Source organism: Plantactinospora sp. BC1 (genome assembly GCF_003030345.1).
Classification (GTDB): Bacteria; Actinomycetota; Actinomycetes; order Mycobacteriales; family Micromonosporaceae; genus Plantactinospora.
Genome location: NZ_CP028158.1, coordinates 2526814 through 2544369 on the forward strand (window position 1 = coordinate 2526814; position 17556 = coordinate 2544369).

Annotated in this window: 21 protein-coding genes; 9 read left to right on the forward strand and 12 right to left on the reverse strand. The window is 72.1% G+C overall.

What is annotated here, in order from left to right:
• Window position 1 precedes the first annotated feature (1 nt).
• Window positions 2-373: a hypothetical protein gene (locus tag C6361_RS10670; RefSeq protein WP_159079280.1), complete on the reverse strand. Its 372-nt coding sequence runs from the start codon at window positions 371-373 to the stop codon at window positions 2-4.
• 284 nt (window positions 374-657) lie between these two features.
• On the opposite strand from C6361_RS10670, the gene C6361_RS36955 reads away from it, so the two are divergent.
• A complete protein-coding gene (locus tag C6361_RS36955) occupies window positions 658-1161 on the forward strand; it encodes a hypothetical protein (RefSeq protein ID WP_159079281.1) in 504 nt (167 codons plus the stop codon).
• 541 nt (window positions 1162-1702) lie between these two features.
• On the opposite strand, the gene C6361_RS10675 is transcribed toward C6361_RS36955, so the two are convergent.
• The 3 genes from C6361_RS10675 to C6361_RS10685 all read right to left on the reverse strand — a co-directional run bounded on the left by C6361_RS10675 (window position 1703) and on the right by C6361_RS10685 (window position 3531).
• Window positions 1703-2323: a collagen-like triple helix repeat-containing protein gene (locus C6361_RS10675; protein ID WP_107267632.1), complete on the reverse strand. Its 621-nt coding sequence runs from the start codon at window positions 2321-2323 to the stop codon at window positions 1703-1705.
• Between the two features lie 71 nt (window positions 2324-2394).
• Window positions 2395-2703, reverse strand: a complete 309-nt coding sequence (locus C6361_RS10680) for a hypothetical protein (protein WP_107267633.1) — start codon at window positions 2701-2703, stop codon at window positions 2395-2397.
• Between the two features lie 3 nt (window positions 2704-2706).
• Complete coding sequence (locus tag C6361_RS10685) at window positions 2707-3531, reverse strand: hypothetical protein (RefSeq protein WP_107267634.1); 825 nt, start codon at window positions 3529-3531, stop codon at window positions 2707-2709.
• Window positions 3532-3740: 209 nt separating this feature from the next.
• Here C6361_RS10685 and lhgO point away from each other — a divergent pair, with 209 nt between their 5' ends.
• Window positions 3741-4949 (forward strand): L-2-hydroxyglutarate oxidase, encoded by a 1209-nt coding sequence (gene lhgO / locus C6361_RS10690; RefSeq protein ID WP_107267635.1) that lies wholly within the window; start codon window positions 3741-3743, stop codon window positions 4947-4949.
• 157 nt (window positions 4950-5106) lie between these two features.
• The gene (locus C6361_RS10695) at window positions 5107-5343 is read left to right on the forward strand and encodes a hypothetical protein (RefSeq protein WP_107257470.1); all 237 of its coding nucleotides are present in this window, start codon (window positions 5107-5109) and stop codon (window positions 5341-5343) included.
• A gap of 6 nt (window positions 5344-5349) precedes the next feature.
• Here C6361_RS10695 and C6361_RS10700 read toward each other — a convergent pair whose 3' ends face one another.
• On the reverse strand, window positions 5350-6828 hold the full coding sequence (locus C6361_RS10700) for an FAD-dependent oxidoreductase (RefSeq protein WP_107267636.1): 1479 nt from the start codon (window positions 6826-6828) through the stop codon (window positions 5350-5352).
• Window positions 6828-7328 carry an MSMEG_6728 family protein gene (locus C6361_RS10705; protein ID WP_107257472.1) on the reverse strand — a complete coding sequence of 167 codons (501 nt, stop codon included), beginning with the start codon at window positions 7326-7328 and terminating at the stop codon, window positions 6828-6830. Before C6361_RS10705 ends, C6361_RS10700 begins: the two co-directional genes overlap by 1 nt.
• Before the next feature lie 116 nt (window positions 7329-7444).
• On the opposite strand from C6361_RS10705, the gene C6361_RS10710 reads away from it, so the two are divergent.
• Window positions 7445-9457, forward strand: a complete 2013-nt coding sequence (locus C6361_RS10710) for a TrkA family potassium uptake protein (protein WP_107267637.1) — start codon at window positions 7445-7447, stop codon at window positions 9455-9457.
• A 47-nt stretch (window positions 9458-9504) separates the two neighbouring features.
• On the opposite strand, the gene C6361_RS10715 is transcribed toward C6361_RS10710, so the two are convergent.
• Window positions 9505-10761 (reverse strand): DUF4032 domain-containing protein, encoded by a 1257-nt coding sequence (locus C6361_RS10715; RefSeq protein ID WP_369931376.1) that lies wholly within the window; start codon window positions 10759-10761, stop codon window positions 9505-9507.
• A 74-nt stretch (window positions 10762-10835) separates the two neighbouring features.
• On the opposite strand from C6361_RS10715, the gene C6361_RS10720 reads away from it, so the two are divergent.
• The 3 genes from C6361_RS10720 to C6361_RS10730 all read left to right on the forward strand — a co-directional run bounded on the left by C6361_RS10720 (window position 10836) and on the right by C6361_RS10730 (window position 13211).
• Window positions 10836-11588: a phosphatase PAP2 family protein gene (locus C6361_RS10720; RefSeq protein WP_107267638.1), complete on the forward strand. Its 753-nt coding sequence runs from the start codon at window positions 10836-10838 to the stop codon at window positions 11586-11588.
• A gap of 10 nt (window positions 11589-11598) precedes the next feature.
• Window positions 11599-12873 carry an APC family permease gene (locus C6361_RS10725; protein ID WP_107267639.1) on the forward strand — a complete coding sequence of 425 codons (1275 nt, stop codon included), beginning with the start codon at window positions 11599-11601 and terminating at the stop codon, window positions 12871-12873.
• A gap of 89 nt (window positions 12874-12962) precedes the next feature.
• Window positions 12963-13211, forward strand: coding sequence for a hypothetical protein (locus C6361_RS10730; RefSeq protein WP_107270879.1), 249 nt, complete (start codon window positions 12963-12965; stop codon window positions 13209-13211).
• Window positions 13212-13299: 88 nt separating this feature from the next.
• On the opposite strand, the gene C6361_RS10735 is transcribed toward C6361_RS10730, so the two are convergent.
• The 5 genes from C6361_RS10735 to C6361_RS10755 all read right to left on the reverse strand — a co-directional run bounded on the left by C6361_RS10735 (window position 13300) and on the right by C6361_RS10755 (window position 16143).
• Window positions 13300-13926, reverse strand: a complete 627-nt coding sequence (locus C6361_RS10735; protein WP_107267640.1) for a dihydrofolate reductase family protein — start codon at window positions 13924-13926, stop codon at window positions 13300-13302.
• Window positions 13923-14399 carry an SRPBCC domain-containing protein gene (locus C6361_RS10740; RefSeq protein WP_107267641.1) on the reverse strand — a complete coding sequence of 159 codons (477 nt, stop codon included), beginning with the start codon at window positions 14397-14399 and terminating at the stop codon, window positions 13923-13925. Before C6361_RS10740 ends, C6361_RS10735 begins: the two co-directional genes overlap by 4 nt.
• The gene (locus C6361_RS10745; protein ID WP_107257479.1) at window positions 14383-14733 is read right to left on the reverse strand and encodes a helix-turn-helix transcriptional regulator; all 351 of its coding nucleotides are present in this window, start codon (window positions 14731-14733) and stop codon (window positions 14383-14385) included. The genes C6361_RS10740 and C6361_RS10745 overlap by 17 nt, the downstream gene beginning before the upstream one ends.
• A gap of 97 nt (window positions 14734-14830) precedes the next feature.
• The gene (locus C6361_RS10750; protein ID WP_107267642.1) at window positions 14831-15553 is read right to left on the reverse strand and encodes a DUF3105 domain-containing protein; all 723 of its coding nucleotides are present in this window, start codon (window positions 15551-15553) and stop codon (window positions 14831-14833) included.
• A gap of 386 nt (window positions 15554-15939) precedes the next feature.
• A complete protein-coding gene (locus C6361_RS10755) occupies window positions 15940-16143 on the reverse strand; it encodes an AlpA family transcriptional regulator (RefSeq protein ID WP_159079282.1) in 204 nt (67 codons plus the stop codon).
• A 222-nt stretch (window positions 16144-16365) separates the two neighbouring features.
• On the opposite strand from C6361_RS10755, the gene C6361_RS10760 reads away from it, so the two are divergent.
• Window positions 16366-16878 carry a hypothetical protein gene (locus tag C6361_RS10760; protein ID WP_107267644.1) on the forward strand — a complete coding sequence of 171 codons (513 nt, stop codon included), beginning with the start codon at window positions 16366-16368 and terminating at the stop codon, window positions 16876-16878.
• Between the two features lie 192 nt (window positions 16879-17070).
• Entirely contained in the window at window positions 17071-17337 is a 267-nt protein-coding gene (locus C6361_RS10765; RefSeq protein WP_234359440.1) for a DivIVA domain-containing protein, read from the forward strand.
• Window positions 17338-17556 lie beyond the last annotated feature (219 nt).

Below are 17556 nucleotides of genomic sequence, written 5' to 3' on the forward strand. Positions count from 1 at the left end.
ATCAGTACCCGACCAGGAGAACGCCCTCGAAGGGCAGCCGCAGTCGCTGACTTGCGTAGATGGCGTCGAACTGGTCCCGAGCCTCTCGGAACGCAGCCACGGAAACTTGGCGTCCGTTGCTCTGATGGCGGTACGCGATGGGCAGCAGCAGGGCCAGGTAGCGCGCGTCGAGGATGAGGCTGGTTCGCACGATGTCGCGGTACACGGCATTGCCCCTTGCGCCACGTCCAGCCTCGACCTCGACAACAATGCCCTCTTTGTCATGGAAGGCGTCGATGTCGTACGAGACCTCCGACCGGCCGTTGTCGCCGAACAGCACAGGGCGGCGGATCTTGCCAGCTGATGTCTTGGCCGTTTCGACGGCAAAGCCCAAGGCCGTGAGGCCAGGGGCAAGATGCTGGAGAACCGTGTCGCTCGTGAGGCCAAGACGGGGGGTAAGGGTCGAGACCGCGGGCTCGGCTGCTGTGACCACAGACAGGAGATCCCCCACCCAAGCAGGCGGCCGCACGTTTCGGGGATAGTAGTTCCAAGATGGGTACGGCATGCCCGAAGGTTAGCTGCCTCATGAAGCCCTAGAAGATCCTCGGGGGCGCGATCTTGATCATGAGTCAGCAGGTCCTGAGGAACTTGTCGGTGGGTCGCGGCATCGTCCGTAGCATGAATGACGGCATCGAAGTGTCCAAGCCTCGGCTGCGGATCGAGCTGGTACCGAGACCCCTGTGGGGCAAGACATTGGCCAAGACCCTTCCACGCTCGAAGTGGCGGGCACTCCGTGCCTGGGCGCTCGGTCGGGCTCATAACGCCTGTGAAGTCTGCGGATTCCGTCCCGTCGACGGCAAGGGTTTGATCTGCCACGAAGTGTGGGAATACGACGACGATCAGATGATCCAAACCCTGGCAGGCTTGGAGATCCACTGCACAGAATGCGATCACGTGACGCACTTCGGGCGTACTACAACGCTTGGTCAGCCGGAACTGGTGGCGGCGGCCCGTGTACGCCTTGGTCGGGTCAATGGATGGCCTCCAGAACAGGTGCGCGCTTATGAACTGGCCGCGCGTGAGCAGTGGCGTGCGAGGAGCGCCCGCGAGTGGATTCAGGACCTCAGCTGGTATGAACGCTGGCTCGCAGGAGGCACGGAGGAATTTCTGCTCCAGCAGTAGCGCGGAGGTCTCTTCGTGATCCAGCCACCCGAGCAGCCAAGCACCCAACGACGGCGGACACGGACGGACGCAGGAGCGCTTCACTGCGGGCAGGTTCGCAAGCGAGACGTCGGGCAGTGGTGAGGCAGCAAGAAGGCAGCGCAGACCTTGATCACAGCTCGTGCCAGATGTAACGGGACGGACTGTGTCACCTGCGTGACGACCCCAGTTAGTACCATCCGACAACCGCCAACAGCTTGCATCCGCATCCCCCCAGCGGGGGTCAGTCTGACGGGCCGGCGGCACGGCTGTCGACAGCAACGCTGACAGCAACGCCGCCGGCCGGCGGCACGCTGGCGAGCGCAGGGACGGACGGAGCTTCGAGCGTGCAGCCGTCCCCGGACCTGTGCGGACGCGGTGCACAGAGCTTGTAAGCGAGTGGTCGTCGGTTCGAGTCCGACCGGGGGCTCCAACTACACCGGGACACCCTCTCGAAGGCGTCAGACGAGCGGGGCGACGCGGCGTAAATCCACCGGCGAACCGGCGGCCCGGGAGTGGGCGGTCACGGGGCGGGTGTCTGCGGAGCCGGGTCGACGACGCAGGCGGTGATCTGCCGTGGTCCCTCGGGCGTCACGACGGTCAGCGTCAGCAGGGTCGTACCGGTGGGGCAGGTCGGGCCGGGCGGCCCGGGTCCGCCGGAGGGACCGGGTTCGCCCGTCGGGCCGGCGGGTCCCTCCGGGCCGGCGGGGCCTTCCGGTCCGGTCGGGCCGGCGGCGCCCGGACCCCCGCTCACACCCGGTGGGCCCGGATCGCCGGCCGGACCAGGTTCGCCCGGCGGGCCGGGATCTCCGGGCGGGCCCGGATCGCCCGGTCGGCCGTCCCGGCCGGGCAGCCCCGGCGGGCCTGGCGGACCCTCCGGTCCGGCCGGGCCCTGCGCGCCGCGCAGGTTGGCGGGGTCGACGACGCATTCGCCGCCGAGTTGGCGTACCTGCTGGCAGAGCTGCTCGGCGCCGGAGACGGCGGTCGCCGCCCGGCGCTGCTCGACGGCGGCCTGCCGGCCCAGCCTCGCCCAGGCCCAGCCGCCGGCCGCCGCGACCAGCGCGGTCGCCACCACCACGATGATGAGCCGGCGCCGGATGCGCCGGTCCATCCGGCGGCGGAAGATTTCCGTCTCCTCGGTCATCGCGCCTCCTCGCGGCGATCCGGCCTGCCGATCTCGCCTGGGTCATCACCGAAGGTCGTCAGGCCCGGCGGTCATGCCGGACCGTTGGGGCGGTAGCGGTGCAGTTCGCGTTCGACGAGGGCGAGCGCGTCCTCGGCGGCCCGCCGGGCCCGGCGCGCCTCGTCGATGGCCTGTTGCAGCCCCTCCGCGCGCTGTTCGGCGGCATCGGTCCGCCGTGCGGCGTCGTCCGCGCGCTTCTCGGCGCGGTCGATCGCCTCCTGGTACTCCTTGCGATCGGCCCGGTTGGCGTTGAGCAGGTACGCCACGATCATCACGAGCAGCCCTCCGACGCCGACGGCACCGAAGCCGCCGGTCGGGAGGAGATTTGCCAGTTCACCCACACGTCAGCTCGCCGGGGTGCCCAACTTCGCCGCCAGTTCCGCCGCCCGGTCGCCGAACGCGGACCTCAGGGCCGCCGCGACGCTGTCGATGTCGCGCTGGCCGAGCCCGGCCAGTACGCCGTCGACGATGGCCTTCTCGTCGGTGGTGTCCCGGCCGACGGCGTCGAGCAGGGTCGCCTGGCTGACGGTCAACTGCTGGACCCGGGCCAGCAACTGCTGGATCCCGCCGTCGGCCAGCACCTTCGCCTTGGTACGGGTTGCGATCTTGTCAATCGTCGCGTCGTCCACGTCTTCCTCCGTCGGGTCTCCGAGCGCGATCGCGAGGATCCGCTCCATCACGCGTCTGTCGGCGCAGTGGCGCCGGTCGAGGGTCAGGTGCCAGTGCCACAGGTGGCTGGAATCGCTGCTGGCGGCCCGGTTCCGCACGTTGTCCCAGCCGTCGACGACCTTGTCGCCGTCGACGTTGCCGTAGAACTCGCGTACCTCTTCGAGTTGACCGGCGCGCAGCGCGGCGTAGAGCCGTTTGCACTGCGCGACCATCTGGCCGGCCGAGCCCGGCGTGAAGTCGACTCCGGCGACGTGTCGCTGTTGGACGGCGGTCAGGCCCGACTGCACGGTGTACGTCCGGGAGGTGCAGTACCGGGACTTGAGGATCCACTCCTGGGATCGGTGGGCGCCCCGCAGGTGGTTGTTGTCGCCCTTGACCCCGAAGGTGCCCCGGGGGCGTCTGGTACGCCGGCACAGTTCGTCGCCGAGCCAGTCCAGTTCCGGCGTGACGATCTCCCGACCCCACCATGATTCAGCTTGTAATTGCGCATAGGTCGGCATCGAACCTGCCTATTGTGAAAAGTTCTCTAATATAGGGTGCTACAGGCTAGTATTGATATTTGCCGTGACTCGCCATATTGCGGAAGAAACAGTCGTCAACCCGACAGTGTCGTACCGGGACACGCCCTGACCGGCGGCTACGCGACGCCATCCCGGGGCGGGTACGGGCGCATACCATCGGCTCCGATGCCAGCGGCCGGGGAGCGCGGATGACCAGGTACGTGATCGTGGGCGGCGGGATCCTCGGGCTCGCGGTGGCGCACCGGCTGCGTACCGACCGGCCCCGGGACACGGTGACCGTGCTGGAGAAGGAGTCCGGCTGGGCCGCCCACCAGACCGGCCACAACTCGGGCGTCATCCACGCCGGGGTCTACTACCGGCCGGGGAGTCTCAAGGCGACGCTCTGCCGGGCCGGCAGCGCCTCGATGGTGCGGTTCTGCGCCGAGCAGGAGTTGCCGTACGAGGTCTGCGGCAAGCTGATCGTCGCGGCCGAGGCGGCCGAACTGCCCCGGCTGCACGCGCTGCACGAGCGGGCGCTCGCCAACGGGCTGCCGGTCACCCTGCTCAACGCGATCGAGGCGGCCGAACACGAGCCGCACGTCGCCGCCGTCGCCGCGCTCCGGGTCGCCTCCACCGGGATCGTCGACTTCGGCGCGGTCTGCCGGCGGCTCGCCGAACTCCTCGCCGCGAACGGCGCCGACCTGCGGCGGAACACCAGGGTCACCGGGATCCACGGGGTCGCCGGGAGCCACGGCCGGGCCGGCGGCGTCGTGGTGCGCACGAGTACCGGCGAGGTGACCGGCGACGTACTGGTGAACTGCGCCGGGCTGCACGCCGACCGGATCGCCGCACTGGCCGGCATCGACCCGCCGGCCCGGATCGTGCCGTTCCGAGGCGAGTACCACGAGCTGGTGCCCCAGCGGCGGAAGCTGGTGCGTGGACTGATCTATCCGGTACCCGACCCGCAGTTCCCGTTCCTCGGCGTACACCTGACCCGGATGATCGACGGTACGGTGCACGCCGGCCCGAACGCGGTGCTCGCGACCGCCCGGGAGGGCTACTCGTGGCGCCGGTTCGACCCGCGCGACGTCTGGGAGCAGGTCGGCTACTCCGGCCTCTGGGCGCTGGCCCGCCGGCACTACCGGTACGGGCTGACCGAGGTGACCCGCTCGCTGTCCCGGAGACGCTTCGCGGCCAGCCTGGCCCGGCTGGTGCCGGAGTTGACCGAGGCCGACATCGTCCCCGCCGGAGCCGGCGTACGCGCCCAGGCCGTACGCCCGGACGGCAGCCTGGTGGACGACTTCCTCATCGTCGAGACGGAGCGGCAGGTGCACGTGCTGAACGCGCCGTCGCCGGCCGCGACCAGCTCGTTCGAGATCGCCCGGCACATCGTCCACCGCCTCCCCGCCGACCGTTGACGCCTCCCCGCCGACCGTCGACCGCCTCCCCGTCGGCCGTCGACGACTGCCGACCGTCGACGACTGCCGACCGTCGACGACTGTCGATCACTCGATCACTGTGCGTCACCGGATCGGGTGATGGTGATCGTCGACCGGTGCCGGTGACACTGGCCGGGTGGACCGTCCCGGTGTCGCCATCCTGCTGGTCGGAGTGGCGTTCGGCCTCTTCGCGGGCACCGCGTACGCGGTGGCCCGGCGGGCCTGGGTGGACTACCGCAAGACCAGGGCGAGCCTGCCCGGACTCCGCAGGACCGCGTGGACGGTGACCCGGATCGCTACCAGCCGTGGCGGCATCGTGCTGCTGATCTGCCTGGTCGCCGTCGGCTGGGCCGCAGCCGGCGGCGAACGCTGACCTCGGTCACGCTCGGCGTGCGCTGCGGGCCAGCAGGCCGTGTCGGGGGATGGTCCGGATCGGCTCGGTGGCGGCGCCGGCCCGCCGGAGGATGTGGTTCGCGGCGAGCATCCCGGTCAGGGCGGCCCGCTCCAACAGCGCGCTGGGCAGCTCGGTGCGGATCCCGTCGCCGGCCAGATAGAGCCGGTCCGCGTCGGTGAGCACCCCGGGCCGGTCGGCCGAGCAGCCCGGCCGGAACGCCGGGGCCCGCCGCTCGACCCGGCAGCGCAGGTCCCGCACCGGCAGGTCGGCGACCTCCGGCCAGAGCCCGGCCAACTCGGCCCACATCCGCCGGGCCAGCTCCGGCGCGGGCACGCCGTCCGGGCAGGCGTACGCGTGCAGCTCCAGCACCGCACCGCCGGTCCGGTCGGCCCAGTCGCGGGAACCTGCCTCCAGCCGGTGGTAGAGGGTCACCGAGTCCAGGGTGGGCTGCCGGGACACCCCGCTGAACACCGCCCGGTCCGGCGCCACGTCGCCGGCCAGCCAGTACCGGGCGATCGCGTACGGCGGGCCGGCGCCGAGCCGGGCCGCCCGTCCGGCGAGTACGGGTGCCCGGGCGGCCAGCTCCGGCGAGCCGGCCAGCAGCGCGGTCAGGGCCGGCGGATCCACGGCGAGCACCAGGTTCCCGGCCCGGTGCCCCTCTCCGGTGCCGGTCTCCAGCCGCCAGCCGTCGCCGTCGGGCAGCACCGCCGCCACCGGCCGCCCGAGGAGGATCCGGGCACCGTGCCGGCGCAGGTGCGCGGCGAGCGGTTGCCAGATCGCCGACTCGTAGTCCCGGTCCGGTGCGTCGAAGCCGAGCCCCTCCGGGTTGCCGAGGAAATAGAAGTGGAAGTTCGCCACCAGCTCCGCCGCGGAGAGGTCGGCCTCGTGGTTGAAGAACGAGTGCGCGAAGACGTCGAAGAGCATCGCCCGGGCCCGGTCCGGCAACCGCAGCCCGTCGAGCAGCTCCTCGGCGGTGGTGTGGTCGAGTTCGGCGTACGTCTGTCGCGGGTGGTAGGCAAGCAGCGGCAGGGCGGCCCGGCCGTCCATCCGGCGCAGGTCACGCAGGCGCAGGCTCGGACTGCGGGCGAGCAGCGCCAACAGGCTCCACGGTGGCCTCGCCGGCAGCCGGCCGAAGTCCTCGGCCGGCCAGTCGGCGTGCAGCACCGGATAACCGGGTACCGGCCGGAGCAGGCCGAGCGTCGGGTCGATTCGGCGCAGGATCGCGCGCAGGTTGTGGTACTGCCGGAAGAAGGCGTGGAAGCCGTGGTCGACCGGCGCGACGGTGCCGTCGGTAAGCGTCTCGGGCCGGGTGTCGAGCCGGCCGCCGAGCCGGGGCCGCGCCTCCAGCACGGTGACCCGGACACCGCGCTCGGCGAGGACGACCGCCGCCGAGATCCCGGCGACACCGCCACCGACCACCAGCGCGTCCGTGTCGCGCCGTACCCACCCCGACGAGGGTCGCATCAGGACTCTCCGGGTGGTGGGGCCGGGGGCCGGCAGGCCGGTGGGCGGTCGGAGCCGGGCCAGACGTACGGCACCTCCGGCACGTCGCCGAAGATCGGGCCGTAGTGCACCGGATCCTTGCGCAGCAGTGCCGAGCGGTGACTCAGGTGCAGCTCCTCCCGGCCGAGCCAGGGCGGCAGCTCACCGGCGGCGGCCAGCTCGTCCTGCCGGCGTACCCGATCCAGGCCGCAGCCGGCGGCGAGGTCGGCGACCAGGGTGCCGGCGCAGGTGTCGGCCCGGCCGGTCGAAACCCACTCGGCACAGATGTCCAGGCCGTACCGGACCAGCGCCTCCTCGTAACCGGCCCACATCTTCACCGCCGGGTGGTGGCGCCAGCCGTAGCCGGGACGGACCAGGCCGCGCAGCACCTGGATCGCCTCGACCCGCTGCTTGCCCAGCCGCAGCGGGTCCAGGCTCCGGGCGGTCCGCCCGAAGTCCGGGTACGGCAGGAAGGTCTGCACCCGGATGCACTACCCGTCACCGCGCGTTCCATTCATCGACACGCTGGGTGATTGTACTGTCTCGTCCGCTTCCCGGACGGCTCCCGCGTACTGATCACAGTGACTACCATCCGGGCATGGCGGATCTCTGGCGGACCCGGGCCCGGCGCGCGTTCGAGACCCGACTGCGGGACGGCCTGCGCACCAACGGAGATCACCGGCCGCACTACGTGGTCTGTGGCCAGGACGCCCTCGCCGTCCACCTCGTCACCGAGCTGCTCGGCAACGACCCGCAGGGCAGCGGCGTACGGGTGACCGTGATCGTGCCGTACCGCCGCCGGCCGGACGGGCCGGACATCCGCTCGATCCGGGGCGTCCGGGTGATCCAGTCGGACCGGCTCGACGAGGAGACCTTCAAGACGGCCGGGCTGGTCGGGGCGACCGGTCTGGCCCTGCTGCACCAGGACGACGTGGGCAACATCCACGCGGCGCTCTGCGCCCAGGAGGTCGAGCCGGACCTCCGGGTGGTGCTGCGGATGTTCAACATGAGCCTCGGGCACGGGATCCGGCAGCTCTTCCCGAACAGCGCCGTACTCTCCGACGCCTCGATGGCCGCGCCCGCGTTCGTCGCGGCGGCGCTCGGCGAGGTCGCACCCTCGTACTTCCGGCACGGCGGTCGTACCCTCTTCGTCGCGCCCCGGGCCGAGGTCCGGCCGGAACAGGTGGTCTGCGGGCTGGCCGACACCCGGGACCCGAACCATCCGGTGGTGCTGCCCGGCGATCCGGCCGACGCCGACCTGGTCCTCGCCGAGGCGGTCGGCCAGGGCGGGCAGGTCGGCACCGAGCAGGCCACCCGGCGGCGGCTGCTGCGCACCCAGCGGTGGCGGCGGCGGCGGATCTCGGTGCTGCTCCGGGCGGTACGCTCGTTCGCCACCCGCAAGATCGGGATGGCCACCATCGCGGTGCTGGTCGTGGCGGTGGTGCTCGGCTTCCTGCTCTCCTTCGCCGAGCACACCAGCATCGGGGACGCGATCTACCTGACCATGGTGACCACGATCGTCGGTGCCGACCCGGACACCACCAAGGGCGCGGCGGCCCAGGTCCTCCAGGTGGTGCTGAACCTGGCCGGGCTGGCGCTGATCCCGCTGATCACCGCCGCCGTGGTGGACGGGATCGTCAAGGCCCGGCTGGCGCTGGACGCCGGGCTGCTGCCGAGCGAGCGCAGCGGGCACGTGGTGGTGGTCGGGCTCGGCAACGTCGGTACCCGGGTGATGTGGCAGCTGCACGACCTCGGCGTCGAGGTGGTCGCCATCGACAAGGATCCGGAGGCCCGGGGTGCGGCGGTCGCCCGGCGGCTGAACATCCCGCTGATCGTCGGCGACGCCGCCCGGGAGGAGACCCTGGACAACGCCTCGGTCGGCACCGCCCAGGCCCTGGTGGTGGTCTCCACCGACGACGTGACCAACCTCCAGGCGGCGCTGAACGCCCGGGCGCTCCGCGCCGACCTGCGGGTGGTGCTGCGGCTCTTCGACGGCGACTTCGCGCAGCGAATCCAGAAGACGTTCCGGATCGGCGTGTCCCGCAGCGTTTCCTACCTGGCCGCGCCGTCGTTCTCGGCGGCCCTGCTCAACCGGGCGGTGATCGCGACCATCCCGGTGGCCCGGCACGCCCTGCTGGTCGCGGAGGTGCCGATCGCCTCCGGCGCGGCACTGGCCGGGCAGGAACTGCGGGTGGTCAGCCAGGCGGAGTGGGTCCGGGTGCTCGCGCTGACCGGCGCCGGCCAGCGGCGCGCCGAGTGGGCGCCGCCGCCGGGGCACCAACTCCGGCCCGGGGACGTGTTGACCGTGGTGGTCCGGCGGGCCGGGTTGAACCGGCTGCTCAGGGAGGCGAGTACCCCGCTTCCGCCGCCACCGGAGTCGGGAGCGGGGGCGACGCCTCGATCCGAACCGGCGGGCCGGTCGTCGTCGGATCCGAGCCGGCCCAGCCGGCGGACCGTACCCCGGCAGGCCGGCCGGTCGACGGCCCGGGACCGCACCGGTGAGCAGTCCGGCCAGCCGGGCCGGGCGGGTACCCGGAGCCAGCCGGGCCGGACGGCGCGGCGGAGCCAGCCGGTCCCGCCGCCGGCCCGCCGGCCCGATCCCCCGCACTGAGCCCGCTACGACTCCGACGGTCGGTGGCCCGGCTGCGATCCTGGCGGTCAGCCGACCTCGATGCCGAGTACGGCCTGCTCGTCGGGGCGGTGCACCAGTTCGTCGGCGAGGAACGACTGCACGGCCGGGGCCAGCCCGACGTCCCGGCCGGCCCGCTCGGAGAGCCGCCAGCGGTGTTCGATGACCTGTGCGAAGAGTTCGGCCGGTTCGAGCTTCTTGCGCAGGTGCGCCGGCACGGCCCGGACCACCGGCTCGAAGACCTCGGTCAACCAGCGGTGCGCGGCCTGCTGCTCGTCGGTGAGGTCGCTCTCCGCCCGGTAGGTGTCCAGGTCGTTGAGGAGCCGCCGGGCCTGGTTCTCCTCGGCGTCCAGTCCGGTCAGCCGGAGCAGTCGGCGGCTGTGGTAGCCGGCGTCGACCACCTTGGGCCGGACCAGGTAGCGCCCGCCGTCCACCACGGACATCGCCACCTCGGCGACGTCGAAGCCGAGCTCGTTGAGCCGGCGAATCCGGCCCTCGATGTCGTGCCGGGCCTCCCGCTCGATCTGCTGCTCGTAGGTGATCTCGTGCCACAGCCGCTGGTAGCGCAGCACCACCTCCTCGCAGACCACCTCCGGGTCGATCGAGGGGTGCAGCAGCCCGGCGGCCTCCAGGTCCAGCGCCTCGCCGAAGATGTTGACCCGGGCGATCTCCAGGTCCTCCTCCCGCTGCCCGTTGGAGAGCCGGGTGTGCAGCGCCCCGGTCTCGGCGTCGACCAGATAGGCGGCGAAGGCGCCGGCGTCCCGCCGGAAGAGGGTGTTGGAGAGCGAGCAGTCGCCCCAGAAGAAGCCGGTCAGGTGCATCCGGACGATCAGCGCGGCCAGCGCGTCGAGCAGCCGGTTCAGCGTCTCGGGGCGCAGCGTGTGCGAGAAGAGCGCCCGGTAGGGCAGGGAGAACTGGAGGTGCCGGGTGATCAGCACCGGGTCGAGCGGCTCGCCCCGCTCGTCGTGCCGGTCGGCTACGATCGCGACCGCCTCCACGGAGGGGAAATCGATCCGCTCCAACGCGCGGAGCAGGTCGTACTCCCGCTCGGCCACCCGTTCGCCGGTCTCCTTGACCGCGTAGACGGTGCCGGCGAGGCGGACGAACCGCACGATATGCCGGGAGATTCCCTGGGGTAGCGCCACCAACTGGTCGGCGGGCCACTCCTCCAGCGGAGTCGACCAGGGAAGGTCGAGCAGCGCCGGGTCGACGAGGGCCGAGGTGATCCGCACGGCAACAAGCATGCCGCTCCGGGCCGCGCCGCGCCGCCTCACGTGTGCGGGCACACATCGCCGACCCGCCCGAGCACGGCCGCCGTCCTGTGCCGGCTCCGCCCGGCCGGCCCGGTAGCGTGGTCGGAATGCGGGAGACCACGACGGTACGCCGACCGCTGCGGCTGCGCCCCGTCCGTCCGGCCGGCTGGTGGCTCGACGGCGTACTGGTCGCGGCGGTGGTCGCGTTGACCGCCGCGCTCGCCGCCGGTGCGCTGCTCGGAATCGACCTGGCGGTACGGGACTGGGTCGACGCGCACCGGCCCGGACCGGCGTACTGGGTGGCCCGGGTCTTCAACTCGCTGGGCCAGGGCGGCTGGTTCCTGATGCCGATCGCGTTCGGCCTGGCGGTGCTGGTCGGCTGGCGCACCCGGTCGGTCCGGCCGCTGCTGGTGCCGATCGGCGCGTTCGTGCTGACCTCGTTCACCATCGGCCCGATGAAGCTGTGGCTGGACCGGGGCTATCCGCACAACTTCGAGCTGGCGCACCCGGAGGAGCTGTTCAGCGACCCGGCGGGCGGCACGGCGTACCCGTCCGGACACGTGGCGAACGCCGTCGTCTGGTACGCGGCGATCGCGCTGCTGCTCGCCGCGCTGCTGCGTACCCTCGGCCGGCCGGACGCCCCGCCCGGCCTGTACGCCGTGATCCGGCTGGCGCCCCCGGTCATCGTCTTCTGCACCACCACCTACCTCGGCTGGCACTGGATCACCGACTCGGTCGCCGGGCTGCTGCTCGGACTCTTCCTCGGCCGGCTGCTCGACCGGGTGCCGTGGGACGACGTACCGCTGCCGTCCCTGCCGGGCGGGGTGCACCGACGCGGAGTGTTCACCGACGACCTCTAGATTCGGCGTCGTGCAGGAACTGGAGCGCCGGCTCGGCGTACCCGACGCGGTGGTCATCGGCCTGGGGTCGATGCTCGGGGCCGGGGTCTTCGTGGTCTTCGCCCCGGCGACCGCCGCCGCCGGCAGCGGCTTCGGCCTGCTCGGCGCGCTGGCCGTCGCCGGCCTGGTCGCCTACTGCAACGCCACCAGTTCGGCCCGGCTCGCCGCCCGCTATCCGGAGTCCGGCGGCACCTACGTCTACGGCCGGGAGCGGCTCGGCCCGTTCGCCGGGTTTCTCGCCGGCTGGGGCTTCGTGGTGGGCAAGACCGCGAGCTGCGCGGCGATGGCGCTGACCATCGGGGCGTACCTGTGGCCGGGGCACGCCCGGCTGGTCGCGGTGGCCGCCGTGCTGGCGGTGACCGGGGTGAACCTGCGCGGCGTGCAGAAGACGGCCCGGGTCACCCGGTGGCTGGTGGCGGTGACGCTCGGCGTACTGGCCCTGGTGGCGCTGGTGGGACTTCTCGGCGGAGAGTTCCGGCCGGTACGGCTCGGTGACGCCGTCGGCGGGCCGGCCGGGGCCGGCGTACTCACCGCCGCCGGGCTGCTCTTCTTCGCCTTCGCGGGATACGCCCGGATCGCCACCCTCGGCGAGGAGGTACGTGACCCGGAGCGGACCATCCCCCGGGCGGTACCGGTCGCGCTCGGGATGGTGCTGGTGATCTATCTGGGGCTGGCCGTGGTCGCGCTCTCGGTGCTCGGGCCGGCCCGGCTGGCGCACTCGGCCGCACCGCTCGCCGAGGTGGTGGACGCCGCCGGGCTCCCCGCGCTGGGCTGGCTGGTCCGGGCCGGCGCGACGGTGGCGGTGCTCGGCGTGTTGCTGGCGCTGGTCGCCGGGGTCGGTCGGACCGGGCTGGCGATGGCCCGCCGCCGTGACCTGCCGGGTGCGCTGGCCGCCGTGCACCCGACGTACCGGGTGCCGCATCGGGCCGAACTCGCCGTCGCCGGGGTGGTGGTGCTGGTGGTGGCGCTCGGCGACGTCCGGCACGCGATCGGCTTCTCCAGTTGTACCGTGCTGGTCTATTACGCGATCACCAATGCCGCCGCGCTGACCCTGGGCAGGGACCCGGGCCGCAGGCTTCCGGTCCGGTTTCTCGCCGGTCTCGGGCTGGCCGGCTGCCTGCTGCTCGCGGTCACCCTGCCGGTCGGCAGCGTGCTGGCCGGCTTCGCCGTGCTCGCCGTCGGCGCCCTCGGCTACGCCGCCCGCCGGCTCGCCCGACACCCGGGCGGCGACGGCGGCTCGCGGTGAGCGGCCGGCGGGTCATACCCAGGTACGAGCGCGGCGCTGCTACCGCAGGGCGACGCGCATTCCACTGATCCCCTCCTATGGTCGAGCGCATGAAGAAGGCTCTCGCCGTGCTCGGAATCCTGCTCGGGCTCTATCTGATCGTCCGCGCGGTCGCCGAACCGTTCGTGATCGACATGACCGATCCGGCGACCTACCAGCGGGACTGGGGCGGGCCGAGCCTGGCCGGGGTGCTGCTGGTCCACTGTGGTCCCGGGGTCGTCTCCGCGGTACTGCTCGGACTGGCCGCGCGTTCGTGGTGGCGGCGCCGGGCGGCGACCGGAGGCGGCCGGGACGGTTAGTGAGTCAGCGGCCGGGACGGCGAGTGAGTCAGCGGCCGGGACGGCGAGTGAGTCAGCGCCGGGACGGCCGTGTCGTGCAGGGCGGTGCCTAGACGAAGGCGGCGAGGCCCTCGTAATCCGCGACCGGGGCGGTGCCGACCGCCTCGTACTCGAGCAGCAGGAGGCCGGTCGCCGTCACCTCGGAGTGGACCAGTCGGAAGCCGACGGCCGCGCCCGGGTGGTCGAACAGCCGCCGCCCGGCACCGGTGACGGTGGGGGCGATGACGAGCCGGAGCGTGTCGACCAGGCCGGCCGACAGCAGGGTGCTGCCGAGCCGGGCGCTGCCGTGGATTTGGAGTTCCCGTCCGGGGCGTGTCCTGAGTTCCCCGACGGTCTGGACCGGGTCGCCCCGGAGCACCGTCGTCGGGTGCCAGTCTCCCTCGGTGAGGGTGTTCGTCACGACGTACTTCGGCAGCGAGTTCATCCGTACGGTGAACGGGTCGGCCGGGTCGGTGATCCGCGGCCAGTCGCGGGCGAACGCCTGGTAGGTCCGCCGCCCGAGCAGCAGTCCGTCGGCGAGGTCCAGCCACTGCGAGGTACGCCGGACGAACGACCCGTCCATGTGCGGTACGAGCCAGCCGCCCCGGGTGAAGCCGCCGGTGGGGTCCTCGGTCGGCGAGCCCGGTCCCTGGCTGACCCCGTCCAGGGTGACGAACTCGGTGAGAGCGATCCTCATCGGGCCGCCTCGGCCTCGGTGAGCCCGGCGAGCTGTTTGGTCACCGATCCCCAGCCCTCGGCGAAGCCGAGTTCCTCGTGCCGGGCGCGGGCGGCGGGATCGCCGTGCCGGAGGAGAATCCGGTAGTCGGTGCCGTCTGGATGATCGCTCAGGGTGATCTCGGCGGTCATCGGGACCGGAGCCGGGTGCGTCGGTCGCCATCCGCTGTCGATCGCGTTCGTGAAGACGATCCGCTCCAGTTCGTCGACGACGAGGAAGCTCGCGTCCATGTGCGGGACGAACTCCACCCCGTCGTCGCTCATCCGGGTCACCAGCCCGCCGCCGGGCCGGACCTCCAGGCGGTCGACCCGACAGAGGGTCGGCGCCGGCAGCCACCACTTCGCGAAGCGGGACGGATCGGTCCAGGCCCGCCAGACGACGGCGCGGGGCGCGCGGATGACCCGCTCCAGGGTCAGGTCAAGGTCGGGGTTCATGGTCGTTCTCCTCCGGGTCGGTGACGAGCCGTTCGAGGCGGTCGGTCCGCTCCTCCCAGATCCGGCGCTGTTCGGCCAGCCAGTCGTCGAGGAGGGCGAGACGGTCGCGGTTGAGCACGCAGGTGCGTACCCGACCGGATTTGACCGTGCGGATCAGGCCGTTCGCCTCAAGCGTGCGTACGTGCTTCATGAACGAGGGAAGGGTCATCGGGAACTCGCGGGCGAGATCGCCGACGCTCGTCGCACCACGGCCGAGGCGTCGGATGACGTCACGCCGGGTCGGGTCGGCCAGGGCGACGAAGACGCCGTCGAGCTCCGCCGAATACTGTGCCATGCGGCTAAGTATTGCGCGCCAGAACACTTAGCGCAAGGGCAAAGTGTTCGTGGTCGGTCGGCCGGTCGGGTCGCTCGGCCGGTCAGCCGCTCGGTCGCTACCGGGTGGTGGTGATCCCGCCGCCGCAGGGCGCGCCGGCCTCGATCGCGGCGGTCACCCGGTACGCCGAGATGAAGGCGCCGATCGCCGGGTCGTCCGCCTCCTCGACGGCGAGCTGGTAACCCCAGGCCTGGAGCGAGATCGGTGCCGACTGTCCCGGGTACGGGCTGATCATCATGTGCGACAGCCCGCGTACCCGAGCCTGCAGCTTGCCCAACTCGGACGGCGGCAGGCCGGGCCGGTACGTGATCCACACCGCGCCGTGTTCCAGGCTGTGCACGGCGTTGCCGTCCTCGATCGGCGCTAGGTAGATGTCGCCGTTGCAGTTCTGCCACCGCTGGAAGTGCGGCCCACCGGCCGGCGGGGTCATCGGGTAGCTCACCGGCTCCTGGACGTGGTCCGTCGAGAGCGCACCCGGGTTCGTCTGCCGATAGTTGATCACCCCGGAGAGGTCCCCGGCGCTCGCGTCGTCGCGCTGCTGGTACCAGAGGAAGCCGGCCACCCCGCAGACGAGCAGCAGGAGCAACGCCACCCCACCGGCCACGATCCCGATGATCAGCCCGGTACGCGAACCCGACTTCGCGGGCGGCACCGGCTGGCCGTCCTGGTACGGATACCCGGGCTGGCCGCCCTGGTGCGGATAGCCCGGCTGTCCGTAGCCGGGTGGCTCGCCGTACCCGGGTTGGGGTGCGGGGTAGCCCTGCTGCGGGACCGGCGGCATCCCGTGACCCGGGGGAGCACCGGTGGCCGGTGGTCCATAGCCGGGCTGTGGCTGCTGCGGCGGGGGTCCATAGCCGGGTTGCTGCGGCGGCCCGTACCCGGGCTGTGCGGGTGGCGGTGGTGCCGGATATCCGGGCTGCTGCGGAACCGGCGGCGGTGCGTACCCGGGCTGCGGGGGCAGCGGTCCCGGCGGCGTACTGGGTTGCTGCGGCTGCGGCGGTTCCGGGTTGCCCATGTCTGTCTACGCCTCCCGGCCAGGGGTGTGGGACCCGATCGTACCGAGACGGCTTCGGTGGACGGCTTCGGTGGTGTCCCGGTATGCCGGTCGGCGGGTCGACGGATTTCGACGGGGCGGCGTACCGGCGCGATTGGCGACAGGGGCTCGCGTCACTGCTCCTCGTCGCCCTCGCCGATCAGTTCCGGGCGGTGCTTGGCGATCCACTTCTCGACGTCGGAGGCGCGCCACACCTTGCCCTGCTGCAACTCGGCGATCGGCGCCGGGAACGACCGGTGGGACGTGATGGCGTACACGCGTTGCCGGCTGATTCCACCCAGTCGCATCCGGATCTCGTGTGCGCCCATCAGTCGCATGAACGCGACCGTAGGCGCCCGTCAAGAGGCATGCGTCAACTTGTCGCACGTCAACATGCTGTGCGCTCTTGACTAGTACTGTAGTCATGCGTCAAGGTGGTTCGAGTCGGTTGATCGGCTAGCGGGAGGCTTTCGATGTTCAGTGCTGATGCGGAACCAGGCCCCACCACGCCGAGTCCAGAAGCGACCCGGGCGGCGGCCGGGGCCCCACCACACGTACCGGTGGATACCCCCGAGGCGAGTGCGGCGTGGGCGGCGGAGCAGGTCGCGGGTGAGCTGCGGGAGGCGTACCTGACCGTTGCGGCGGCAGCCGCGCTGCTGGAGCGGACCGGGGCCGGCTCAGCGCACCCGGAGCTGCGGCAGGCCCGCCGCTGCACCGAGGACGCCCTCGACCTGGCCAACCACGCGGAGCAACTGCTCGGCGGCGGGATCCGGCGGGTACACGAACGTTTCGGCCGGGACGAGGTGACCAGCATCGGGCAGGTCGCCGGGATGCTGACCGTGTCCCAGACCAAGTTCGCCGAGGTGGCCGAGCGGATCGCCGGGCTGCCTGACCGGCTGCGCGGCGCCGGGCAGCGGCTCCGGGACGCGGGCGACCCCGACTACTCCACCGACGTGGTGACCGAGCAGTGGTCGCAGGCCGCCGAGCAGCTCGGCTCGATGACGGCCAGCCTGACCGAGGCGGCCGGCGCGCTGGCGACGTACACCGATCGGCTGACCGGCGCGACCAGCTAGAGCCTCTCTCGGACGCTGTGGGGCACGGCGGCCGGGAGTGGGAAAGGGCCCGGGGCGGATGCCGGGCTCCGGCCGCCGGCTGTCCGGATGGTCGGCGGCCGACCCCGTCCGCCTCGGCGCCGCCCCCTCGCACCCCTGACGGAGGACCGACGTGCAAGGAATCCATCTGCCGGCGCCGGCCCGAGGGCCGCGATGACCTATCGAGCCGGGCGGCGCAGCCAGCCGTCCCAGGTCCGCGCGACCACGTTCCGTTCGCGGTGGCGCGGCCTCGACCCCGAAGAGGTGTACGCCTACCTGCGCCGCCTCGCCGACGAACTGGAGAACCTGCGGCGGGCGGAGCGGATCGCCCACGCCGAGGCGGAACGGATCCGGCAGGATCTGCGGCAGTGGCAGACCCGGCACGCCCGCTGCTGGTGCGTCGCCTCGTCCCGGCGCACGCCCAACCGGGGACCATGGTGAGCGAGATCGGGCCTGCGAGGATTCCGAATCCGTTGGCTGGTCGGGTGCACTGGGCTAACCCCTTAGCCAAGGAGGGAACGTGTCGAGCGAATCCGCCCAGTTCAACATCCACGACGCCAAAACGAACCTGTCGCGGATCATCGATCGAGTCTCCGCCTGAGTGTGCCGCACTCCACTTCGGACGGTTCGCGTCCGGGGCAGGCCGACATCGACGGACCC

What these genes read in the sequence shown, in the direction of transcription:
- C6361_RS10750 (WP_107267642.1), bottom strand. Translation starts at nt 15,553, where the DNA reads ATGCCGCCGGTCCCGCAGCAGGGCTACCCCGCACCCCAACCCGGGTAC.
- C6361_RS10735 (WP_107267640.1), bottom strand. Translation starts at nt 13,926, where the DNA reads ATGAGGATCGCTCTCACCGAGTTCGTCACCCTGGACGGGGTCAGCCAG.
- C6361_RS10740 (WP_107267641.1), bottom strand. Translation starts at nt 14,399, where the DNA reads ATGAACCCCGACCTTGACCTGACCCTGGAGCGGGTCATCCGCGCGCCC.
- C6361_RS10765 (WP_234359440.1), top strand. Translation starts at nt 17,071, where the DNA reads ATGACCTATCGAGCCGGGCGGCGCAGCCAGCCGTCCCAGGTCCGCGCG.
- C6361_RS10745 (WP_107257479.1), bottom strand. Translation starts at nt 14,733, where the DNA reads ATGGCACAGTATTCGGCGGAGCTCGACGGCGTCTTCGTCGCCCTGGCC.
- C6361_RS36955 (WP_159079281.1), top strand. Translation starts at nt 658, where the DNA reads ATGAATGACGGCATCGAAGTGTCCAAGCCTCGGCTGCGGATCGAGCTG.
- C6361_RS10755 (WP_159079282.1), bottom strand. Translation starts at nt 16,143, where the DNA reads ATGCGACTGATGGGCGCACACGAGATCCGGATGCGACTGGGTGGAATC.
- C6361_RS10700 (WP_107267636.1), bottom strand. Translation starts at nt 6,828, where the DNA reads ATGCGACCCTCGTCGGGGTGGGTACGGCGCGACACGGACGCGCTGGTG.
- C6361_RS10730 (WP_107270879.1), top strand. Translation starts at nt 12,963, where the DNA reads ATGAAGAAGGCTCTCGCCGTGCTCGGAATCCTGCTCGGGCTCTATCTG.
- C6361_RS10720 (WP_107267638.1), top strand. Translation starts at nt 10,836, where the DNA reads ATGCGGGAGACCACGACGGTACGCCGACCGCTGCGGCTGCGCCCCGTC.
- C6361_RS10685 (WP_107267634.1), bottom strand. Translation starts at nt 3,531, where the DNA reads ATGCCGACCTATGCGCAATTACAAGCTGAATCATGGTGGGGTCGGGAG.
- C6361_RS10675 (WP_107267632.1), bottom strand. Translation starts at nt 2,323, where the DNA reads ATGACCGAGGAGACGGAAATCTTCCGCCGCCGGATGGACCGGCGCATC.
- lhgO (WP_107267635.1), top strand. Translation starts at nt 3,741, where the DNA reads ATGACCAGGTACGTGATCGTGGGCGGCGGGATCCTCGGGCTCGCGGTG.
- C6361_RS10710 (WP_107267637.1), top strand. Translation starts at nt 7,445, where the DNA reads ATGGCGGATCTCTGGCGGACCCGGGCCCGGCGCGCGTTCGAGACCCGA.